At 72.7% G+C, this 19,051-nt stretch carries 21 protein-coding genes and 3 tRNA genes; 3 read left to right on the forward strand and 21 right to left on the reverse strand.

Features of this window, described 5'->3' with window-relative positions:
• Positions 1 to 77 precede the first annotated feature (77 nt).
• The 7 genes from ACFT55_RS05900 to ACFT55_RS05930 form a co-directional block, all read right to left on the reverse strand.
• A complete protein-coding gene (locus tag ACFT55_RS05900; RefSeq protein WP_380242532.1) occupies positions 78 to 2,291 on the reverse strand; it encodes an N-acetylmuramoyl-L-alanine amidase in 2,214 nt (737 codons plus the stop codon).
• 186 nt (positions 2,292 to 2,477) lie between these two features.
• A complete protein-coding gene (locus tag ACFT55_RS05905) occupies positions 2,478 to 2,903 on the reverse strand; it encodes a MaoC family dehydratase (protein WP_380242535.1) in 426 nt (141 codons plus the stop codon).
• Entirely contained in the window at positions 2,903 to 3,373 is a 471-nt protein-coding gene (locus tag ACFT55_RS05910) for a MaoC family dehydratase N-terminal domain-containing protein (protein WP_380242537.1), read from the reverse strand. Before ACFT55_RS05910 ends, ACFT55_RS05905 begins: the two co-directional genes overlap by 1 nt.
• Positions 3,374 to 3,405: 32 nt before the next feature.
• On the reverse strand, positions 3,406 to 3,576 hold the full coding sequence (rpmG, locus tag ACFT55_RS05915; RefSeq protein WP_021482899.1) for a 50S ribosomal protein L33: 171 nt from the start codon (positions 3,574 to 3,576) through the stop codon (positions 3,406 to 3,408).
• 90 nt (positions 3,577 to 3,666) lie between these two features.
• Positions 3,667 to 3,740, reverse strand: a tRNA-Met gene (locus tag ACFT55_RS05920).
• 62 nt (positions 3,741 to 3,802) lie between these two features.
• Positions 3,803 to 3,875, reverse strand: a tRNA-Thr gene (locus ACFT55_RS05925).
• Positions 3,876 to 4,018: 143 nt separating this feature from the next.
• Positions 4,019 to 4,100, reverse strand: a tRNA-Tyr gene (locus ACFT55_RS05930).
• A gap of 114 nt (positions 4,101 to 4,214) precedes the next feature.
• Between ACFT55_RS05930 and rarD the strand changes: the two genes are divergently transcribed.
• Genes rarD through ACFT55_RS05945 form a run of 3 tightly spaced genes read left to right on the forward strand, consistent with a single transcriptional unit; the run spans position 4,215 to position 6,648 of the window.
• Positions 4,215 to 5,153 (forward strand): EamA family transporter RarD, encoded by a 939-nt coding sequence (gene rarD / locus ACFT55_RS05935; RefSeq protein ID WP_380242540.1) that lies wholly within the window; start codon positions 4,215 to 4,217, stop codon positions 5,151 to 5,153.
• A gap of 22 nt (positions 5,154 to 5,175) precedes the next feature.
• Complete coding sequence (locus ACFT55_RS05940; protein ID WP_380242542.1) at positions 5,176 to 5,673, forward strand: YajQ family cyclic di-GMP-binding protein; 498 nt, start codon at positions 5,176 to 5,178, stop codon at positions 5,671 to 5,673.
• 54 nt (positions 5,674 to 5,727) lie between these two features.
• Positions 5,728 to 6,648: an HAD family hydrolase gene (locus ACFT55_RS05945; protein WP_380242544.1), complete on the forward strand. Its 921-nt coding sequence runs from the start codon at positions 5,728 to 5,730 to the stop codon at positions 6,646 to 6,648.
• Here the strand turns inward: ACFT55_RS05945 and ACFT55_RS05950 are convergent.
• The 14 genes from ACFT55_RS05950 to ACFT55_RS06015 all read right to left on the reverse strand — a co-directional run bounded on the left by ACFT55_RS05950 (position 6,617) and on the right by ACFT55_RS06015 (position 18,953).
• A complete protein-coding gene (locus ACFT55_RS05950; protein ID WP_380242547.1) occupies positions 6,617 to 7,252 on the reverse strand; it encodes a TetR/AcrR family transcriptional regulator in 636 nt (211 codons plus the stop codon). The genes ACFT55_RS05945 and ACFT55_RS05950 overlap by 32 nt on opposite strands.
• Positions 7,253 to 7,429: 177 nt before the next feature.
• The gene (locus ACFT55_RS05955; RefSeq protein WP_380242549.1) at positions 7,430 to 8,335 is read right to left on the reverse strand and encodes a type II secretion system F family protein; all 906 of its coding nucleotides are present in this window, start codon (positions 8,333 to 8,335) and stop codon (positions 7,430 to 7,432) included.
• Between the two features lie 13 nt (positions 8,336 to 8,348).
• Positions 8,349 to 9,281 carry a type II secretion system F family protein gene (locus ACFT55_RS05960; protein WP_380242552.1) on the reverse strand — a complete coding sequence of 311 codons (933 nt, stop codon included), beginning with the start codon at positions 9,279 to 9,281 and terminating at the stop codon, positions 8,349 to 8,351.
• Positions 9,278 to 10,723 (reverse strand): CpaF family protein, encoded by a 1,446-nt coding sequence (locus ACFT55_RS05965; protein WP_380242554.1) that lies wholly within the window; start codon positions 10,721 to 10,723, stop codon positions 9,278 to 9,280. The genes ACFT55_RS05960 and ACFT55_RS05965 overlap by 4 nt, the downstream gene beginning before the upstream one ends.
• Positions 10,720 to 11,553, reverse strand: a complete 834-nt coding sequence (locus ACFT55_RS05970; RefSeq protein WP_380242555.1) for a CpaE family protein — start codon at positions 11,551 to 11,553, stop codon at positions 10,720 to 10,722. The genes ACFT55_RS05965 and ACFT55_RS05970 overlap by 4 nt, the downstream gene beginning before the upstream one ends.
• A complete protein-coding gene (gene cpaB / locus ACFT55_RS05975) occupies positions 11,550 to 12,272 on the reverse strand; it encodes a Flp pilus assembly protein CpaB (protein WP_380242556.1) in 723 nt (240 codons plus the stop codon). The genes ACFT55_RS05970 and cpaB overlap by 4 nt, the downstream gene beginning before the upstream one ends.
• Before the next feature lie 57 nt (positions 12,273 to 12,329).
• A complete protein-coding gene (locus tag ACFT55_RS05980) occupies positions 12,330 to 13,319 on the reverse strand; it encodes a pilus assembly protein TadG-related protein (RefSeq protein WP_380242559.1) in 990 nt (329 codons plus the stop codon).
• Positions 13,307 to 13,684 (reverse strand): TadE/TadG family type IV pilus assembly protein, encoded by a 378-nt coding sequence (locus tag ACFT55_RS05985; RefSeq protein ID WP_380242561.1) that lies wholly within the window; start codon positions 13,682 to 13,684, stop codon positions 13,307 to 13,309. The genes ACFT55_RS05980 and ACFT55_RS05985 overlap by 13 nt, the downstream gene beginning before the upstream one ends.
• A gap of 80 nt (positions 13,685 to 13,764) precedes the next feature.
• Positions 13,765 to 13,992 (reverse strand): Flp family type IVb pilin, encoded by a 228-nt coding sequence (locus ACFT55_RS05990; RefSeq protein ID WP_380242563.1) that lies wholly within the window; start codon positions 13,990 to 13,992, stop codon positions 13,765 to 13,767.
• Positions 13,993 to 14,285: 293 nt separating this feature from the next.
• Positions 14,286 to 15,155, reverse strand: coding sequence for a potassium channel family protein (locus ACFT55_RS05995; RefSeq protein ID WP_380242566.1), 870 nt, complete (start codon positions 15,153 to 15,155; stop codon positions 14,286 to 14,288).
• A gap of 48 nt (positions 15,156 to 15,203) precedes the next feature.
• On the reverse strand, positions 15,204 to 16,097 hold the full coding sequence (gene htpX / locus ACFT55_RS06000) for a zinc metalloprotease HtpX (protein WP_380242568.1): 894 nt from the start codon (positions 16,095 to 16,097) through the stop codon (positions 15,204 to 15,206).
• A gap of 230 nt (positions 16,098 to 16,327) precedes the next feature.
• Positions 16,328 to 17,740, reverse strand: coding sequence for an FAD-dependent oxidoreductase (locus tag ACFT55_RS06005; RefSeq protein WP_380242571.1), 1,413 nt, complete (start codon positions 17,738 to 17,740; stop codon positions 16,328 to 16,330).
• A 177-nt stretch (positions 17,741 to 17,917) separates the two neighbouring features.
• A complete protein-coding gene (locus ACFT55_RS06010; RefSeq protein ID WP_380242574.1) occupies positions 17,918 to 18,499 on the reverse strand; it encodes a hypothetical protein in 582 nt (193 codons plus the stop codon).
• Positions 18,500 to 18,656: 157 nt separating this feature from the next.
• Positions 18,657 to 18,953, reverse strand: a complete 297-nt coding sequence (locus tag ACFT55_RS06015) for a WXG100 family type VII secretion target (RefSeq protein ID WP_344246257.1) — start codon at positions 18,951 to 18,953, stop codon at positions 18,657 to 18,659.
• Between the last annotated feature and the right edge of the window lie 98 nt (positions 18,954 to 19,051).

The following is a 19,051-nucleotide window of genomic DNA, read 5'->3' on the forward strand; positions in this document are numbered from 1 at the left end:
GAGGTAGTGGATTCCACTACCTCGGCGAGGCCCGTGCTACTTCGGCAGACCGGTCAGCAGACCTGTCAGCAGAGCGGTCAGTGCGGCACCACCGGACCGATGGCGTCCGACGTGAACGTCGCCGAGGTGTACCCCGGCGCCGACACGGTCACCTCGACCGAGAGGTCCGCGCCACGGTCACGACCGGTGACGTGGTAGCGGGCACCGGTCGCTCCGGGCACCGCCGTACCGTCCCGCAGCCACTGCACCTCGACCGTCGTGTCGTCCGACCCGGGCAGGTACTGCCCGGTGTCCACGGTCAGCCACTTGCCGATCTCGGGCGCACCCTCGATGCTCGGGCCCTCGACGTCGGTCACCACGGGGTCGTGGAGGACGACGTCGGCAGCGCGGGTGAACACCTGCCGGTGGGCGTACCAGAGCTGGTAGTAGACGTCCTGCCCCCGCACGTCCGTGCGGTCGTCAGGGATCGAGCCGTCGAACGACTTGGCGTTGTAGTAGTCGGTCGTCACGGTGTCGTCGGAGACCACATAGCTCTGGTCGACGCCGATGGTGTACTCGATCGGGGTCACGGCCTGCGGGGTGATGCCCGGGTACGGCGCGTACGCGGCCGCCTCGGGGTAGGCGCGGCCGTAGATCGCGGCCGCCTTGTCGCCCTTCACCGTCACGGTCTTGCCCGTGCTCGGCACGACGACCGGCCGGTCGGCCGGGTTGTGCAGCCAGGCCAGGGAGCCCGCCCACCACACGCCGAGCCAGTCACCCTGCACCTGCGCGACGACGAGCTTCTGGCCCGAGGTGACGCGGGCGCTGATGTCGCTGGCGTAGGTCGTGCCCGCCGCACCGTTCGGCTTCCAGCCCGGGTCGCGGGCGTACGGCGCGTCGAGGGACGGCTGCTGGTAGGCCACGGCGAAGTTGGTGCCGGCCCCCGGCACGCACTCCCCCGAACCCGGCGAGGCCTGCTGGCAGCCGGTGATCGGGTTGGCGTTGTCGTCGTAGCCGGCGACCACCTCGACGACGTCGCCGGGCGCGACGTCCGTCGTCGGGCTCAGGCCACCGCCGATCGGTGCCCCCAGGAGCTCGAAGTAGTGGTCCCAGTCCCAGTACGGGCCCGGGTCCCAGTGCACGCTCTTCGTGGAGCCGGGCAGGATGCCGGGGATCTGGTCGTGCCCGATGACGTGCGCGCGGTCCAGCGGGACGTCGTACTCCTCGCCGAGGTAGCGCACCAGCTCCGCGGACTGCTGGTACATCGCCTCCGTGAACCAGCCCGCCGTCCCGGCCCAGCCCTCGTGCTCGATGCCGATCGAGTGCATGTTCATGTACCAGTTGCCCGCGTGCCAGCCCACGTCGTCCGGCTCGAGGTGGTTGGCCACGTGCCCGTCGGAGGACCGCACCGTGTAGTTCCACGCGAGGTAGGTGGGGTCCAGGACCAGGTTGACGCTCCCGGTGTACCCGCCCTCGGTGTCGTGGATGACGATGTAGTCGATCGACGGGCCGCCCTCGCCGGTGCGGTCGGCCTGGTCGTGGTTGCCGTAGTTGCCGGTGCTGTCCGGCAGGTTCGGGCTGCCCTTCTCGTACGGCGCGGGGAGCCAGTCGCACCCCAGGTCGGCCGGGCAGTCCGCGCCCGGGTCGCTCGCTGCGGCGTCGGCCGCCTCGGGCAGCACGGCGGCCGGCTGGGCCGCGAGGGTGACCTGCCCGCCGTCGTCGGTGGTGCGGCTCTCGCCCCGGCGCATCGTGGCGAACACGCGGTCGGCGAACGCCGGGCTGTCGCTCATCTGCGAGACGGCCGTCTCCCACGTGGCGAGCGAGCCGCCCGTGCCCTGACCCGCCGACTTCTGGTAGGAGGCCAGCAGCGCCGCCGCGCCGCAGGTGTTGGCCGCGGCGTCGGACTTCAGCTCCGCGGCCCGCAGCCCGGTCAGGGTGGCGGCGCGGTCGAGCTCGCTGACGGCGGCGCGGGGCGTGGCATCCTTGCCGGCCCCGTCAGGCGTCGCGGGCGCGTGGTCGAGCAGGTTGAACAGACCGTAGCCGCCGTCGGCGCTGGGCGTGCCGGCGTGCTGGTCCCAGCGGGACTCCATGTAGGAGACGGCCTTGAGCAGGTCGGCCGGGACCCCGGTGGCGTCGCTCGCGGCCGCGAACGCGGACTCCTGGTCCGGCGCCGCGACGACGGCGTCGCAGCTCACGTCGGAGGACGGGGTGGTGGAAGGACCGGCCCCCGCGGTGAGGGCAGGGATGGTGACCAGGGGGACGAGCAGGCCGACGGCGGCCAGCCCGGTGGTGCGTCGTCGTACGGATCTCACGGGGAGTGCTCCTCTCGAGGACGGAGTGCGCTCGGGGCGCACCACGTCATCGAACCGTGAAATCACGTTTCATGAGAAGTGGTAACCGTAAAAAATCTCGTCCTGCGGACGCGCGACGCGTCGCCGGGCCCTCTCGGGCCGTCCCGGTGGGGTCTTCGGCGGGTCTTCCGTGGGTCTTCAGTGGCCTCAGGAGAGGCGGACGGTCGCCTGCGACCGGCCGAGCACCTTGGCGCCCTCGTGGGTCACCGTGAGGTCGACGCGGACCGTGCCCGCCTCGGCGTCGATCGCCCCGATCGCGGCGGAGACCTCGACGGCGGTCGTCCCGCGGAGCGGGACCGGGACCGGCTTGGTGAAGCGGGTCTGGTAGGCCACGACGGCGCCCGGGTCCCCTGCCCAGTCGGTCACGACGCCGACGACGGAGCCCATGGTGAGCATCCCGTGGGCGATGACGCCGGGGAGCCCGACCTCCGTGGCGAAGGACTCGTCCCAGTGGATCGGGTTGAAGTCGCCGCTGGCGCCGGCGTAGCGCACGAGCCGGGCGCGGTCGAGCTCGACGGTGCCGGTGGCGACGACGTCACCGACGGACAGCTCGGCGAGGACGGGGCGGGCCATCAGGAGTCCTCTCCGCGGATCACGAGGCTCGAGGAGACCGTGGCGACCGGCTCGCGCGTCGCGTCCTCGGACCCGTCGCCGGAGATCGCGAAGATCTCGCACCGGGTGGTCACCATGGCGATGCCGGCACGCTCCGTCACCGAGTCGACGTGCAGCACCGTCACCAGCTCGTCGCCCGCGACGATCGGCCGGTGGTGCACGAACTTCTCGTCCGCATGGACCACGCGCGAGAAGTCGATCCCCGCCTCCGGGTCCTGCACGTACTGCCCCTCGGCCCGCTGGGCGACGACGACCGCGAACGTGGGCGGAGCGACGAGGTCCGGATAGCCGAGACCCCGCGCCGCCACGAGGTCGTGGTGCGCGGGGTCCAGGGCACCGACGGCGGACGCGAACTCACGGAGCTTCTCGCGCCCCACGCTGTAGGGAGCGGTGGCCGCGTACTCACGGCCAGCGAAGTCGGGGTTCGCCACGTCGGTCAGGGGTCGTGTCGACCGCGGTCGCGTCAGCGGGTCTCGCGGTGCGCCGTGTGCTTGCCGCAGCGCGGGCAGAACTTCGCCAGCTCAAGACGGTCAGGGTCGTTACGGCGGTTCTTCTTCGTGATGTAGTTCCGCTCCTTGCAGTCCACGCAGGCGAGCGTGATCTTCGGGCGGACGTCCGCGCTCTTGGAAGCCATGGTGTGTCACCTCTCGCGCCCCCGGAAGGCGCCACGTGCGTCAAGGAACAGGCCGGTCCGACGCCGGCCGTCGTACCGTGATGTTGGCGGTAGCGAGGGCGGGGCTCGAACCCGCGACCTCACGATTATGAGTCGTGCGCTCTGACCAGCTGAGCTACCCCGCCGCGCGTGACGGAACGCGAGACCGCCGCCCATTACAGGGGGCGGCCCCGCGCCTTTGTCACAGAGCCCCGAAAGGGAATCGAACCCTTGACCTTCTCCTTACCATGGAGACGCTCTGCCGACTGAGCTATCGGGGCAGCGGAGAAGACTCTACACGGCTCGCGGCACCTGGCGAAATCCGCGGGACACCCGCTCGATCACACCGTGCACCGGGGTCGCGAGGACCTTCTCCGGACGTCGGACGGGGCACCACCCAGGGGTGGCGCCCCGTCCGTCGAGGTGGCAGGTGAGGGATTCGAACCCCCGAAGGCTGAGCCGTCTGATTTACAGTCAGATCCCTTTGGCCGCTCGGGCAACCTGCCGTGCGGGCTCGCAGACGAGCTCGCGGGTAGAACCATAACGCCCCCGACGGCGTCTGCGGAAATCGTCGCGCGGTGGCCCGCGTCACCCCGCCCGGCCCCCGCTACGGTGAGGCGGTGACGACCCCCTCCTCCCCCGACCGCTGGGGCCTGCCGCTCGGGCTCTCGGCGTTCGTGCTGTGGGGCGCCATGCCCCTGTTCTTCCCGCTGCTGGAGCCTGCCGGCCCGGTGGAGATCATCGCCCACCGCGTGGTGTGGAGCCTCGTGTTCTGCGTGGTGCTGCTCCTCGTCACGCGGACGTTCGGGTCGTTCCTCGCCGTCCTGCGCAGCGGCCGCACCATGGCCGCGCTCGCGCTCGCGTCGGTGCTCATCGTCGTGAACTGGACGACCTACGTGTACGCCGTCCTCAGCGACCACGTGCTCGACGCTGCCCTCGGGTACTTCATCAACCCCCTGCTCACCGTGCTGCTCGGGGTGCTCGTGCTGCGCGAACGGCTGCGCGTGGCGCAGTGGGTCGCCCTCGGTTTCGGGGCCGCCGCCGTGGTGGTCATCTCCACGGGCGTGGGCGGGCTGCCGTGGATCGCCCTCGTGCTCGCGGGCGCGTTCGGCCTCTACTCGCTGGTGAAGAACCGCGTCGGACGCGGCGTCGGCGCCCTGCCCGGGCTCGCGGCGGAGACCGCTGTGGCCACCCCGTTCGCCCTCGCGTACCTCGGCTGGCTCGGGGCCACCGGGGCCGGCACGTTCACGACCGAGGGCACCGGCCACGCGCTGCTCCTCGCGGCGTGCGGCGTCGTCACCGGCCTGCCGCTGCTGCTGTTCTCCGCAGCTGCGCGCCGGCTGCCGCTGTCGGTGGTCGGGATGCTGCAGTACCTCACGCCCGTGCTGCAGTTCCTGCTCGGCCTGCTCGTGTTCGGCGAGCACATGCCGCCCACCCGCTGGGCGGGCTTCGTGCTGGTGTGGGTGGCGCTGGTGATCCTCACCGTCGACGGGAGCAGGCAGGCCCGCGTCGCCCGCCTGGCCGGGGCCGCACGCACTACGGTGGTCCCCGAACCCTGACACCGAGCCGAAGGAGACCGTCATGGCCGACTCGTCGTTCGACATCGTGAGCAAGGTGGACCGCCAGGAGGTGGACAACGCGCTCAACCAGTCCGTCAAGGAGATCTCCCAGCGCTACGACTTCAAGGGCGTGGGCGCGTCCATCGCGTGGAGCGGCCAGGAGACGATCGTCATCGAGGCGAACTCCGCCGAGCGGGTGCTCGCCGCCCTCGACGTCTTCCAGACCAAGCTCATCAAGCGCGGCGTCTCGCTCAAGGCCTTCGACACCGGCGACAAGGAGCCGGAGTCGTCCGGCAAGGTGTACCGGCTCGCGGGCTCCCTCAAGGAGGGCCTCGCCGGCGAGAGCGCCAAGAAGATCACCAAGATCATCCGGGACGAGGGCCCCAAGGCCGTCAAGACGCAGATCACCGGGGACGAGGTGCGCGTGACCAGCAAGTCGCGCGACGACCTGCAGGCCGTCATCGCCCTGCTCAAGGGCGCCGACCTGGACGTCGCGCTCCAGTTCGTCAACTACCGGTAGCCCGTCCGAGGGAGCGGCATCGACCACCATGCACCCGCGACCCGTCACCGACAGGTGAGCACCGGGGCCCCTTCGGGCGCTCGAGCAGGGCTGCCGCGCGTCGTCGCGACGGACCTGGACGGCACGCTGCTGCGCTCGGACGGCACGGTCTCGGGACGGACGCGGCAGGTCCTGCACGCCGCGGAGGCGGCGGGCACGGAGGTCGTCTTCGTCACCGCGCGGCCGCCGCGCTGGCTGGACGTCCTCGCCGACCTGGTCGGCGGGCACGGGCGCGTCATCTGCCTCGGCGGCGCCGCGGTGTGGGACCTGGCGAGCGGGCAGGCCGTCGACACCTGCGGGTTCGACGAGGGGGTGGTGCGCGACCTCGTCGCGGAGCTGCGCGGCGTCGTGCCCGGCGTGGGGCTGGCGGTCGAGACCGCCCGCGGCCCCGCCTTCGACCCCTGGTTCCCCGACGGGGAGCCGGACCTCGACCGTGCCCTGCGCGCCGTCCCCGTCGAGGAGTCGCTCCGCCCGGCGGACGGGGCGGTCGCCAAGCTCCTCGCCGTCCGCCCGGGCACGCCGGTGCAGGGCTTCGGCGTGGTGCAGCGCGGGGACGTCCGCGACGCCGCGCAGGACGCGTTCTTCGACCGCGTGCGCGGCGTCGTCGGCGACCGTGCCGAGCTGCACTATTCGGGGGCCGCGGGCCTCGCCGAGCTCCTGCCGCCGGGCGTGACCAAGGACGTCGCGCTTGCCCGGTGGTGCGCACGCCTCGGCGTCGACGCCCGCGACGTGTGGGCGTTCGGCGACATGCCCAACGACCTGCCGATGCTGCGCTGGGCGGGACGCGGGCACGCCGTCGCCAACGCCCACCCGGACGTCCTCGCCTGCGCGGACGCCGTCGTGCCCGGCAACGACGAGGACGGCGTCGCCGGCACGATCGAGGCCGCGCTGCGGCAGGCAGGCCTCAGCGGGCAGGGACGGGCAGCCCCGCGCTGACCTGGTTGAACGCCTCCTGGATGAGCTCCACGAGGTGGTCGACCCCGCGCCCCGACGGCGCCCACAGCCGCAGCGCCGCCTGCAGCCCGGCCATCGCGGCCGCCGCGACGAGCCAGGGGTACATGTCGGCCTCCACGTCCGTGCCGGTGTGCGCCGCGACGGCCTCGCGCAGGTCGGCCTCGATCGAGGCGAACCGCGCGACCTGCGCCTGCATCAACGACGGGTGGCGCTCGACGAGCTCCAGGAGCTGGAGCGAGTGGTCCAGCTGCTCCGCGGTGCGGCTCTCGAAGAGGTCGGAGAGCACCCGGCACAGCGCCTGCAGCGGCGGAGCCTCCTGCACGGCCGCCGCGAACGCCGCCAGCAGCTGCCCCCGGTCCTCCCAGCCCGCCGACACCACCGCCTCCTCCTTGGAGGAGTAGTAGTTGGAGAAGGTGCGCGTCGAGACGACGGCGTCCCGCGCGATCTCCTCGATCGTGACCTGGTCGATGCCCTTCTCGAGCGTCAGACGGAAGGCAGAGTGCGCGATCGCCGCGTGCGTCATCTGCTTCTTGAGTTCCCTCAGGCCGATCTCGGGTGCATCCACGGCGGTCTCCGTCGCGCTCATGGCGATACCGTACCCGATCTCTCCGAATCGGTGATATTGCCTAATCTGCAAACTTACGCAACGGCGCATTCTGCCGGTAGCGCACCCCCGAGACCAGGTTACCCGCGCGACGACCCTCCTGAACCCCCCGTGCGGCTGAAGAACGGGTGACGTCCTGCGGTCCGGACGGACGGCACGTCAGGAGAACGTCTGCATGGCCGTGAGCACCGCCGGCCCCAGCAGGACGATGAACAGCACGGGCAGGATGCAGAGCATGAGGGGGAACACGACCTTGACGGGGATCTGCATGGCCTTCTCCTCCGCCCGCTGCCGGCGCTTCAGCCGCATCTCCGCCGCCTGCGTGCGCAGGACGTCGGCGATCGCGATGCCGTAGGCGTCGGCCTGGATCACCGCCCGGACGAACCGGCGCAGGTCCGGCACGTCGGCGCGCTGCGCCAGCGCCTCGTAGGCCTGGCGGCGGGCCAGCCCCATCCGGACGTCCTGCAGGGTGCGGACGAGCTCCTCCGCCAGCGGCCCCTTGCCCGTCTCCCCCGCCCGCGCCATGGCTGCCTCGAACCCCAGCCCCGCCTCGACCGCGATGGTCATCTGGTCGAGCGTGTCCGCCAGCTCTGTCCCGATCGTCCTGGCCCGCTCCTGCCCCCTGCTGTGCAGGAGCAGCTCCGGCAGGAAGTACGCGCCGACGGTGACGACCAGCGCGAGGAGCACCGGGAGCGCGCCGTCGACGGCGTCCGCGTAGAGGAGACCGGCACCCCCGGCGACGCCGGCGAGGAGCACCTTCGCGCCCAGCAGGCGCTGGAGCGGCCACCCCGGGGGCCGCCCCGCCCGCGACAGCAGCCGGTCCAGGCGGCGGGCAGCGCCAGGCGGCGTCACGAGCTGCACCAGGCGGTGCAGGCCGGCCGGGGCTCCCGGGCGGGTCGTCCCGGCGGGGTCCGACGCCGCGGACGACGCGGCAGGGTCGAGCCCCCGCCGCAGGTTGGCCACGACGCGCCGGCGGTCGTGCCGCGCCGGGTCGAGCACGAGCCAGGCGAGCAGGCCGACGGACACGCTCAGCGCCCCGACGGCGACCAGCGTCACAGGTGTCATGGTGTCGACCCCTCTACCAACGGATGCGGACGGTCTTGCGCAGCCACAGGCCGCCCACCAGCATCATGACGAGCGCAGCCCCCAGCATGGCCAGGCCGAGCGGGCTGCTGGTGAAGCCTGCGACGTAGCCCGGGTTGGCCACCGAGAGGAACCCGGCGGCGCAGACCGGCAGGGCCATGAGGACGATCGCCGAGAGCTTGCCCTCGGCCGCCAGCGCCTTGACCTGGCGGCGGACCTGACCCCGCTCGCGGATGGTCGAGGCGACACCGTCGAGCACGTCGGCGAGATTGCCCCCGACCTCACGGTTGACCGCGATCGCCTGGGTGACCCAGTCGAAGTCCTGGCTGGCGGTGCGCACGGCGGTCTCCGCGAGCGTGCGCGTGAGGTCGCGCCCCACCCGGGTCTCGTTCACCACTCGCGCGAACTCCTGCGAGGTGGGCTCCTCGGCCTCGCGCGCGACCGAGTCCAGGGCCTGCAGCAGGCTGTGCCCGGCGCGCAGCGCACCGGCCAGGAGCTGGAGCGTGTCCTCGAGCTGGTCGGCGAAGGCGGCCTGCCGCCGCCGGGTCCGCAGACGCAGCCCGGCCCGCGCCCCGACCGGGACGAGCACCGCGAGGAGCAGCCCGGCGAGCGGCCCGACCAGCACCAGCCCGAGCCCGGCGATCGAGACCAGGGCGACGAGGAGCAGGAACACGGCGTCCTGCTGCCGCATGCGGATCCCGGCGAGCTCGAGCGCCCCCCCGACGCCGGCTCCGCCACGCCGGCGGAGCACCGACCCGAGGGCGGCGGTGAGGGTCGCCGCTGTCCGCTCGAGCAGCCCCGGCCCGACGACGACGCCCGGGCGGCGGCGCGCGAGCGGCAGCCGGCCCGACGGCGTCAGCACCAGGTAGACCATGATCAGCACCCCGGCCGCCACGGCGCCCGCGCCGACCAGCACCCCCGCGCTCACCGCCGTCCTCCCGGTGCCCCGTCGCCGAAGACGTGCGGGGACAGCGCGATCCCCAGCTCCGCGAAGCGGTCCGTGAACCGGGGGCGCACCCCGGTCGGCACGGGGACGCCGAGGAACCGGCCCGAGGCGGCGTCGACCCCGGCGGCGTAGTCGAACAGGAACGCGTCCTGCAGCGTGACGGTCTGCCCCTCCATGCCCTGCACCTCGGTCACGGCCGTCACCCGCCGGGAGCCGTCGCGCAGGCGCGTGAGCTGGATGACCACGTCGACCGCCGACGCGATCTGCTCCCGGATCGCGCGCAGCGGCAGGTCCATCCCCGCCATCAGCACCAGGGTCTCGAGGCGCGCGATCGCGTCGCGGGGCGAGTTCGCGTGCACGGTCGACAGGGAGCCGTCGTGCCCGGTGTTCATGGCCTGCAGCATGTCGAGGGTCTCGCCGCCGCGGACCTCCCCGACGACGATGCGGTCGGGCCGCATGCGCAGCGAGTTGCGGACGAGCTCGCGGATGCCGACCTCGCCCTTGCCCTCGGCGTTCGGCGGGCGGCTCTCGAGCCGCACCAGGTGCTCCTGCTGGAGCTGGAGCTCGACGGCGTCCTCGATCGTCACGATGCGCTCGCCCTCGGGGATGAACGACGACAGGACGTTGAGCAGCGTCGTCTTCCCCGTGCCGGTGCCGCCCGAGACGATGACGTTCAGGCGAGCCTCCACGCAGGCCTGCAGCAGCTCCGCCATCGCGGGCGTGAGGGTGCCGAAGCGGAGGAGGTCGTGCACCTTGAAGGGGTCCTTGGCGAACTTGCGGATCGTCAGCGAGGACCCGCCGAACGTGAGCGGGGGGATGACCGCGTTGACCCGCGAGCCGTCCGCGAGGCGGGCGTCGACGAGCGGGGACGACTCGTCGATGCGCCGCCCGACGCGCGACACGATCCGCTCGATGATCCGCCGCAGGTGCGCCTCGGAGGCGAAGCGTGCCTCCGTGAGGCGCAGGCGTCCGTCCTGCTCCACGTAGATGCGGTCGTGCCCGTTGACCATGATCTCGGTCACGGTGGGGTCGTCGAGGAGGTGCTGCAGCGGGCCGTGGCCGAGCACGTCGTCCTGCACGTCGGACACCAGGCGGCGGCGCTGCTCGGCCGTGAGGGGCAGGTCCTGCTCCTCGACGACGGCGTTGAGCTCGCCGCGGACCAGCGCGTGCAGCCGCTCCTCGCTCATCGTCGGGTCGGCCAGGCGCGCGCCGAGCCGCTCGAAGAGGGTGGTCGAGGCGCTCTCCTTGAGCTTCCCGAGGCCCTCGGAGGAGGTCGGGGCCGCCGGCGGGTCCGCGGGGTCCGGCCCCGCCGTCTCCACGGCGGTGGGCGCGGTCGCCGGGGTGCCGGACGGCGCGGTGGACGGCGCGGGGCCGGCCGGCGCCGTGTCGCGGCCGGCCAGCGCGAGCCGCTCGCTGAGCCTCATCGTCGTCCTCCGAAGTGCCGTCCGCGCGGGCGCCCGGTCACGCGCGACCCCTCGTCCGTGAACCGTGCCGCGAGGGACCGCAGCGGCTTCGTGATGGGGTCGCGCACACCGCTCTGGAGCACCGGCACGCCGAGGTTCACCGACGCCGGCACCGCGCGCGACCGGGGCAGCACGAGGTCTACGGAGGTGCCGAGCGTGGCGGTGACGTCGGCGAGCGAGAGCCCGCTGGCGCGGTCGGCGAAGTTCATCGCGACGAACCGGCCGTCCGGGAACACGCCGAGGGCGTCGAGCACGTCGAGCTCCTTGCGCAGCCCCCGCACCCCGGGCACGTCCATGCTCGCGAGCAGCACCGGGTCGGTGGTCCGGTCGAGCGCCGCGAGCGTGTGCTCTGACAGGCCGGGCGCGGTGTCCACGACCACGTGGCGGAACTCGCCGGCCAGCGCCGCGAGGAGGTGGTCGACGTCGGCGCCCGTGACACCGTCGGCGTCGGCCGGGTCGTCGACGCCGCAGACCACGGACAGCCCGGTGGCCGGGTGGAGGGTGAGGAAGGTCTTCAGGACCATCCCGTCCCCCGTGGCGGCCCCGCGGACCGCGTCCGGGAGCGCGTGCTGCGGCGAGAGGTCCAGCGCGCTGGCGACGTCGCCGAACTGGACGTCCAGGTCGACGAGGACGGTGGAGTGCGGCTCCGCGAGCGCGAGCCCCACGGCGAGGTTGGTCGCGACCGTCGTCTTGCCCACGCCGCCCTTCGGCGACAGGACGGTGACGACGCGGCCGGGACGCTCCACGTCCCGGTCCCGCGGGCTCGCCGCGGGGAGGGCCAGGCTGCTCATTCGTCCACGTTCTCCTCGGTCACGGTGCGGGTGCCCTGCTGCCGGGCGTCGGCGGGCTCGAGCGACAGCCAGATGCGGCCGTGCTCCTGCGCCCAGACCACCGTCTCGGCGTCGTGCGCCGTGAGGGCGAACGTGATCATCACGCTGCCCTCCGGGGCGGCGGTCGGCGGTGGTGCGGTCTCGTCGCCCCCGTCCTGCGGTGCCGCCGGGGTGATGCCGCCCTGCACGCGCGTGACGAGCACCTTGTGCAGGGTGAGGTGGGTCTCGGCCGGCTCGTCCTTGCTGACGAAGACGCCGACGGTGTCGCCCGCCGCGATGGTGCTGCCGACCACGCGCTGGGTCTCGAGCAGCACGGACACCTCCTGCATGCCCTTCGGCACGTGCGGGCCGGCGTCCTGCGCCGGGGCGGCGAAGCGCGCGGCGACGAGCTGCTCCCCGGGCACGAGGTCCGCCACGACCTCCTGCCCCGCGACCTGGTCGAGGGAGGTGAGGGCGCCGTCGGCGACCGCCTTGGCGGGCAGCTCCTCGAGCGTCACCCGGTCGGCCGCGACCGAGGCGGCGGCGCCCGCCGGGATCGGTTCCGTGACCACGAGCACGTCGGTGGTCCGCATGCCGGCCATGGCGCGGCTGTCGGAGGCGCCGACGTAGCCCAGGAGGAGGACGCCGCCCACGATGGCGAGCACGACGGCCACGAGGGCCGCGAGGAGACGACGGTTCACGGTCGGGATCCTTGGGACGAGGAGAGCGGGGCGGTCGCCGTCGAGGGCGGCGCGGGGTCAGTTCGTGAGCGCGACGACGGACGCGCCCAGGCGGGGGGCACCGGCGCCCAGGGTGAAGCTGTCGTCCAGCTCGACGATCCGGACGAAGTAGCCCTGGATGCACCGGACGTTGCCCTTGCAGGTGCCGGCGGCGCTCCACGAGTACTGGCCGACGAAGTGGTAGCCCGTGAGGCGGAAGGCGGCGTAGCCGTAGAGCCGGTACCAGGCGTTGCTGCCGGAGCTGCCCGCCTGGTCGTAGAGCGGCAGCAGCACGGTCTGGTCCTGCACGGCGGCGAAGTCGGTCGTGGTGCACCCCGAGGGCACGGACTCCCCCGGGCTCGACCACAGGACCTCGCCCACGCTGCTGCTCGTCCGGCACGAGCCGGCGTTCACGGTCAGCCACCCGAACCCGCCGGGCACGACGTTGCCGGACGGGCCGGTGCAGGACGTGCCGGAGGACTTGGTGAAGAAGATGGTGCGCTCGGTGGTCCCCGACGGGAGCCCTCCCCCGGTCTGCGCCTGGAACTCGCACCACGAGAAGGCCAGCGGCAGCACCGCGGTCCCGGCCGACGGGCCACCCCACGAGGCGGTGGCGCGAGCGGAGACCGTCGACTCGTCGACACCCAGCACGGGTGCGAACCAGTGGGTGCTGACGCCGGAGGTGCTGACCGTGACGGTGCCCCCGCCGGGCGTGGGCGGGGCGCCGACGACCGCCGCGGTGGCAGCGGCCCCCGCGTTCGCCGTGGTGAGCGTGCGGGCGGTCGTGGTCGGCGTGCCGCAGGTGCCGGCGGCGCAGTCCTGCGCGACGGCGAGGGCGGCCGCGTCGGCCGCGGTCTGCAGCTGCTGCCGCTCCGACCACAGCGCGGCCACGTCCACCGCGATGGCGGCGAACCCGATGAGGACGACCATCAGGAGGGCCGTCATCACGGCGACGGCGCCGCGCTCGCCGGCCGCCGGGGGGACCGTGCTCGTGGGGCGGCGGGCCCGGACGCTCGTCAGCCGTGGCATCTCATCGTCGCCTTCCCGGTGAGCGTGATGTCGGAGTCGAAGAACCCGGTCAGGAGGTCCGGGTGGGAGGTCACGGTGACCGTGGCGTTGGCGCCCGTCGTGCCCGCGCACGACGTGGGCGTCACGGAGATCTGGCCGTCCGTCAGGGCCACGGGGGACGCTGCAGCGCGTGTCGCCGCGCGTGCTGCGGCCGGGTCGTTCTTGAGCGCCATGGCCCGCACGCCTTCACGTGCCGCGCCGTCGAGCATGGCCTGCACGTGGTAGAGCCGGCCCAGCTCGACGATGCCGAGGACGAGCACGAGGAGCAGCGGCACGACCAGCGCGAACTCCACCGCGGCGGCGCCGCGCTCGGTGCGCTGGGTCATGCGTCCTCCTCGTGCTCGTCGGGTCGTTCGGGGGTGTCTCCCGGTGCGGCGTGGTCGGCGCACCGGGAGACGGGCGGCGGTCAGCCCGCGGTCGGGACCGTGCCGCCGAGCTTCGTCAGCACGGAGGTGAACAGCGTGTTCAGCTGGCCACCGAGGGCCGCGACCACGGCGATGATCACGACGGCGATGAGGCCGACCAGCAGGCCGTACTCGACGGCCGTGGCTCCCCGCTCGTCCTGGGAGCGGTCCTGCAGGCGGTCGGTGAAGACGTGGAGGGAGGTCGTGATGAAGGCAGCGACTCGGTTCATGAGGGTGATTCCTTGGGAGTTGGTGCCCCGAAGGCCGGAGCGCGTGGTCGGCTGCCATCCGCAGCCGGAGATGACTGTAGGAGCAAACATGCGCAACACGCAAGAGTTTGCTTTAAGAACGTTTACTGCCTGCGAAAATACACAGATGTAAGGTGATTGCAGACCTGGCAAAATTGCATGGTCGAGCGAGTCGGGGCGTGCCACGGGGTCGGAGCGCGCCCGCCGCGTCTCGCTGGGCTCGAGCCCGGGTGTCGCAGCGCATGCCGGTCCCGAGGCTCTCCCCGGGGACCGGCTCAGGAGTCGGACTGGTCGCGCTCCGCCTGCCGGCGGGCCTCGACGATCTCGGCACGCAGCTCCTGGACCTCCGCCACGAGCAGGGCCACCTGCGCCTGGCTGACCATGCCGACAGCGCCGCCGACAGGGCCACCGACGGCGCCGCCGGCCCCCTCGGGCGACCCGCCCGACGCCGACGACGCGTCAGGGTCGTCGCCGACCGTCACGCGCTCCACCAGCCAGGACGAGAGCGTCGCCGTCACGACGCCCAGCAGGGCGATGCCGCCGATCATGAGGCAGGCGGCGATGAGCCGGCCCAGCGGCGAGACGGGGACGAGGTCGCCGTAGCCGACGGTCGTGATGGTCACCATCGCCCACCAGAAGCCGTCGCCGAGGTTCACGATGCTGGCGCCGGGCACGCCGCGCTCGGCCTGCGTCACGGTCAGCGCCCCGACCACCACCAGGAGGAACGTGCCCGCCGCCGCGAAGCGCACCACCCGGCCGCGCAGCCGCACCGCGTTGACCCGGTTGAGGCGGACGACGACGGACACCAGGAGCAGCGGGCGCAGCACCGGCAGCACCACCACGGCCAGCTCCAGGGGGTGCCGCCGCACGTACTGCCACGGGCGCGGGGCCAGCCGGGCGCGCACCAGATAGTCCAGGACGAACAGCACCCAGACGATCGCCAGGACGATCGAGCAGACCGCCTGCACGTCCTCGGAGACATCCGGTCGCGCGATCGGGATGGCGTACGCGACCAGGAAGAGCAGCGACATTGCCGTGAGCGGCCGTTCGGTGGCGTGCTGCCAGCGCCGCAGGCGCATCCTGCCGGCGTCCGGGCCGGGCGCTGCCGGGGGACGCTCAGAGGCGGCGGACGCGTCACGAGTCATCGCTGGTCAGCCTGGCAGAACCGGCCGCCGTCCGCGCCCGGAGGGCTGTCAGTAGCGGGTGATCCCGCCGGGTCCGAACCCCGTGCCGCCGGACATCTTCTCGAGGCGCGCGATGCGGTCCGCCATCGGCGGGTGGGTGGAGAACATCTTCGCCATGCCCGCGCCGCGGAACGGGTTGGCGAGCATGAGGTGGGAGACGTTCTGCAGCTCGCGCGTCTGCGGCAGCGGCGCCTTGGCGGTGCCGGACTCCAGCTTGCGCAGCGCCGAGGCGAGCGCCATCGGGTCGCCGGTGAGCTTGGCGCCGTCCTCGTCCGCGTCGTACTCGCGGGTCCGGGAGATCGCCATCTGGATCATCATGGCCGCGAACGGCGCGAGGATCGCCATCGCCAGCGCCGCGAGCGGGTTGCCGCCCTCGCGGCGGTCGCCGCCGCCGAAGAACAGCAGGAACTGGGCCAGCGACGTGATGACGCCCGCCATCGCCGACGCCACCGACGACGTGAGGATGTCGCGGTTGTACACGTGCATGAGCTCGTGGCCGAGCACCCCGCGCAGCTCCCGCTCGTCGAGCAGGCGCAGGATGCCCTCGGTGCAGCAGACGGCGGCGTTCTTCGGGTTGCGGCCCGTGGCGAAGGCGTTCGGCGCCTGCGTGGGCGAGATGAACAGGCGGGGCATCGGCTGCCGGGCGGCCGTGGAGAGCTCCCGCACGATGCGGTACATCTCCGGCGCCTCCAGCTCCGTCACCGGGTAGGCGTGCATCGCGCGGATGGCGATCTTGTCGGAATTCCAGTAGCCGACGAACGTCGTGATCAGGCCGATCGCGACGAACAGCACGAGCATGCCCTGGCTGCCCCGGAAGAACAGCGCCCACAGGCCGAGGACCACGGCCCACATGACGCCGAAGAGCGCCGCCGTCTTGAGACCGTTGAAGTGCTGGTGGCCCATGTGTCCTGCCGTCCCCTTTCCGTGCCCCCTGCCGTGCACGCGCACCGCAGGATCCCACGGGTTGAACGCGCCGACCGCCCCGGCGGTTCCCGCCGTCGTCGAGCAGCGGCGAGATGCCGCGAGGTAGTCCCCTTCTCGCCGAGGTAGTGGATGGGACCACTACCTCGGCGAGGTGGGAACTACCTCGGCACGAACCGGACTACCTCGGCGAGAAGGGAACTACCTCGGCGTCAGGAGGACGCGCGGCGCTTGGCGATGTCGAGCATCTCCTCGCGCGGGACGACCTTGATGCGCTCGCGCCCGTGCGGCTCGCCGAGGGACTTCTCGTGCTCGTCGAGGAGCACGAAGTCGTCCCACTCGACGACGTCCACGCCGCGGTCGACGAGGAAGTCGAGCACGGCCTGCGGGTCGGCCTGAGTCGCGGTGCGCCCGCCGGTGACGTCGCCCGTCGCCACGTCGCCGCCGTCGCCGACGCCGGTGACGTCCTCGACCAGGTGGCGGATCGTCTCCGACGCGTCCGACTTGGTGTGGCCGATGAGGCCGACCGGGCCGCGCTTGATCCAGCCCGTGGCGTAGACGCCGGGCAGGTGCTCGCCGTCGAGGTCGACGACGCGTCCCTCGCGGTTGGAGATGACGCCCTTGAGCTCGTCGAACGGGATCTCCGGCAGGGGCGACCCGAAGTAGCCGACCGCGCGGTAGACGGCCTGCACCGGCCAGTCGTGGAGCTCGCCGGTGCCCTTGACCGTGCCGTCGCCCTGCAGGGCGGTGCGCTCGGTGCGCAGCGCCGTGACCTTGCCGTCCTCGCCCACCAGCTCGACGGGGGCGTGCAGGAAGTGCAGGTGCAGCCGGCGGGAGGCCTTCTGCGTGGCGGGGTCGACGAGCGTCCAGTCGGTGAGCGTCTTGACGACCTGCTTGGTCTGGTTGGACGACTCGACGGCGGTCATCGAGCCCTCGTCGAAGTCGTAGTCCTCGGGGTAGACGACGATGTCGACGTCGGGCACGTGGCCGAGCTCGCGCAGCTCCAGGGGCGAGAACTTCACCTGGGCGGGACCACGGCGGGCGAAGACGTGCACGTCCGTGACCGGCGAGTCCTTGAGGGTGTCGTAGACGTTGGCCGGGATCTCGGTGGGCAGGAGGTCGTCGGCGTGCTTGGCCAGGATGCGGGCGACGTCGAGGGCGACGTTGCCGGCGCCGAGGACGGCGACCTCCTTGGCCTCCAGCGGCCACGTGCGCGGCACGTCGGGGTGTCCGTCGTACCAGGACACGAAGTCGGCCGCGCCGTACGAGCCCTCGAGGTCGATGCCCGGCACCGGCAGGGCGGCGTCCTTGATGGCACCCGTCGAGAAGATCACGGCGTCGTAGAACTGGCGCAGGTCGTCGAGCTTGAGGTCGACGCCGTAGTCCACGTTGCCCAGCAGGCGGACGTCGCCGCGGCTCAGCACACGGTGCAGCGCGGTGATGATCTGCTTGATGCGGGGGTGGTCCGGGGCGACGCCGTAGCGCACGAGGCCGAACGGGGCGGGGAGGCGCTCGAAGAGGTCGATGCTCACGTCGAGGTCGGTCTTCGACAGGATGTCCGCCGCATAGATGCCGGCGGGTCCTGCGCCGACGATCGCGACGCGCAGAGGTCGGATGCTGCTCACTGCGGGGTACGCCTTCCGGATCGGTGATGCGTGGCGTTCGATTCTAGGAGGATTCTCCTGCGAACTGGTGAGGCTTACCTCACCTCTCAGGGTCCAGCCTTACCCAGGGTGCCACAACCGTCTCATCCGGCGAACAGGCTGTCTCGCCGATCGGGCACGGATGCCACGGGCATCTGCTCAGGGCGCCGCGGTCAACTCCTGCACCGCCCGCGCCAGGTCCTCGCGGGCAGCCCCGCCCGCGGCGCGCAGCGGCCGGTACGCCGGCACCACCGTCACCGCCGCCGCGCCGTCCGAGACCCGCACCGCGCCGGCCGCCCGCGACCCGTAGTCCGCACGCGCCTCCGTCACGCCGCCCGGCACCCGGCGCACGACCCAGCGCGGTGCCTCCTCCCGGCCCACCCAGACCTCGACGGCTCCGTCGGCGACGGCGAGCGCGGCGGGGCTGCCGCCCGTCCCGGCGATCCCGTGCGTCCGGGCGCCGGCCCTCCGGGCCTCGTCGAGCGTCTCGCCGGTCGTGAACGCCGGGACGACGACGGCGCCCGGCCGCAGCCGCGTGACGTGCGCACGGACCGCCTCCGCCCGGCGCACGAGGACGGCGAGGGTCACGACGACGACGATCGCGACCACGAGGAGCGCGATCCAGACCGTGGCGCCCTCCACGCCGTCACGCGACACGGTCAGCGCGAGGCGCCCCGCCGAGAGCGCCAGGAACAGCACGAGCGCCGTGACGAACCACCTGCGTCGCGAACGAGAGTCCACCGTGCCTCCTGAGAGCGTGTACGGATCGTGCGGGATCGTGCTGGATCGTGCTGGAGGGTTCGGACCAGGTCCGGAGGGTCGGTGCCCTGGCGCCGGTCGGGCAGACGGCGAAGGGCGGCCCGGGTGAGCCCGGACCGCCCCTCGACCACGACCTCGATCAGCCGCGGATGCCCTGCGCCAGCTGCGAGTCCGCGTCCGACAGCGTCTGCGCCGCCTGCTCCAGGAACGACGCCATGCCCTCCAGGCCCTCGATGGCCTGCGTCGTACCGGTCGTGAACTCCTCGTACGACGTCTGGAACGCGCCCGACGCCTGGTCGGTCACGAAGCCCGACGACACCAGGTTGTTCACCTGCGTCTGCAGGTTGTGCAGGATGTCCGTCATCTGCTGCTGACCGTTGCGCAGCTGACCCGCCTGCGACCGCAGCTCGTCGTACGTGACGTTCATGTTCGCCATGAGAAGCTCCTTAGCTCACCAGTGGTTCGGCCGGCCCCCTAGCGGCCGATCCGTCGTCCGGGCACGACCCTAGCCGCCGCCCCGAGCACCCGTCGATG

It is taken from the genome of Isoptericola sp. NPDC057191, assembly GCF_042670225.1.
In the GTDB taxonomy this organism is placed as follows: Bacteria; Actinomycetota; Actinomycetes; order Actinomycetales; family Cellulomonadaceae; genus Isoptericola.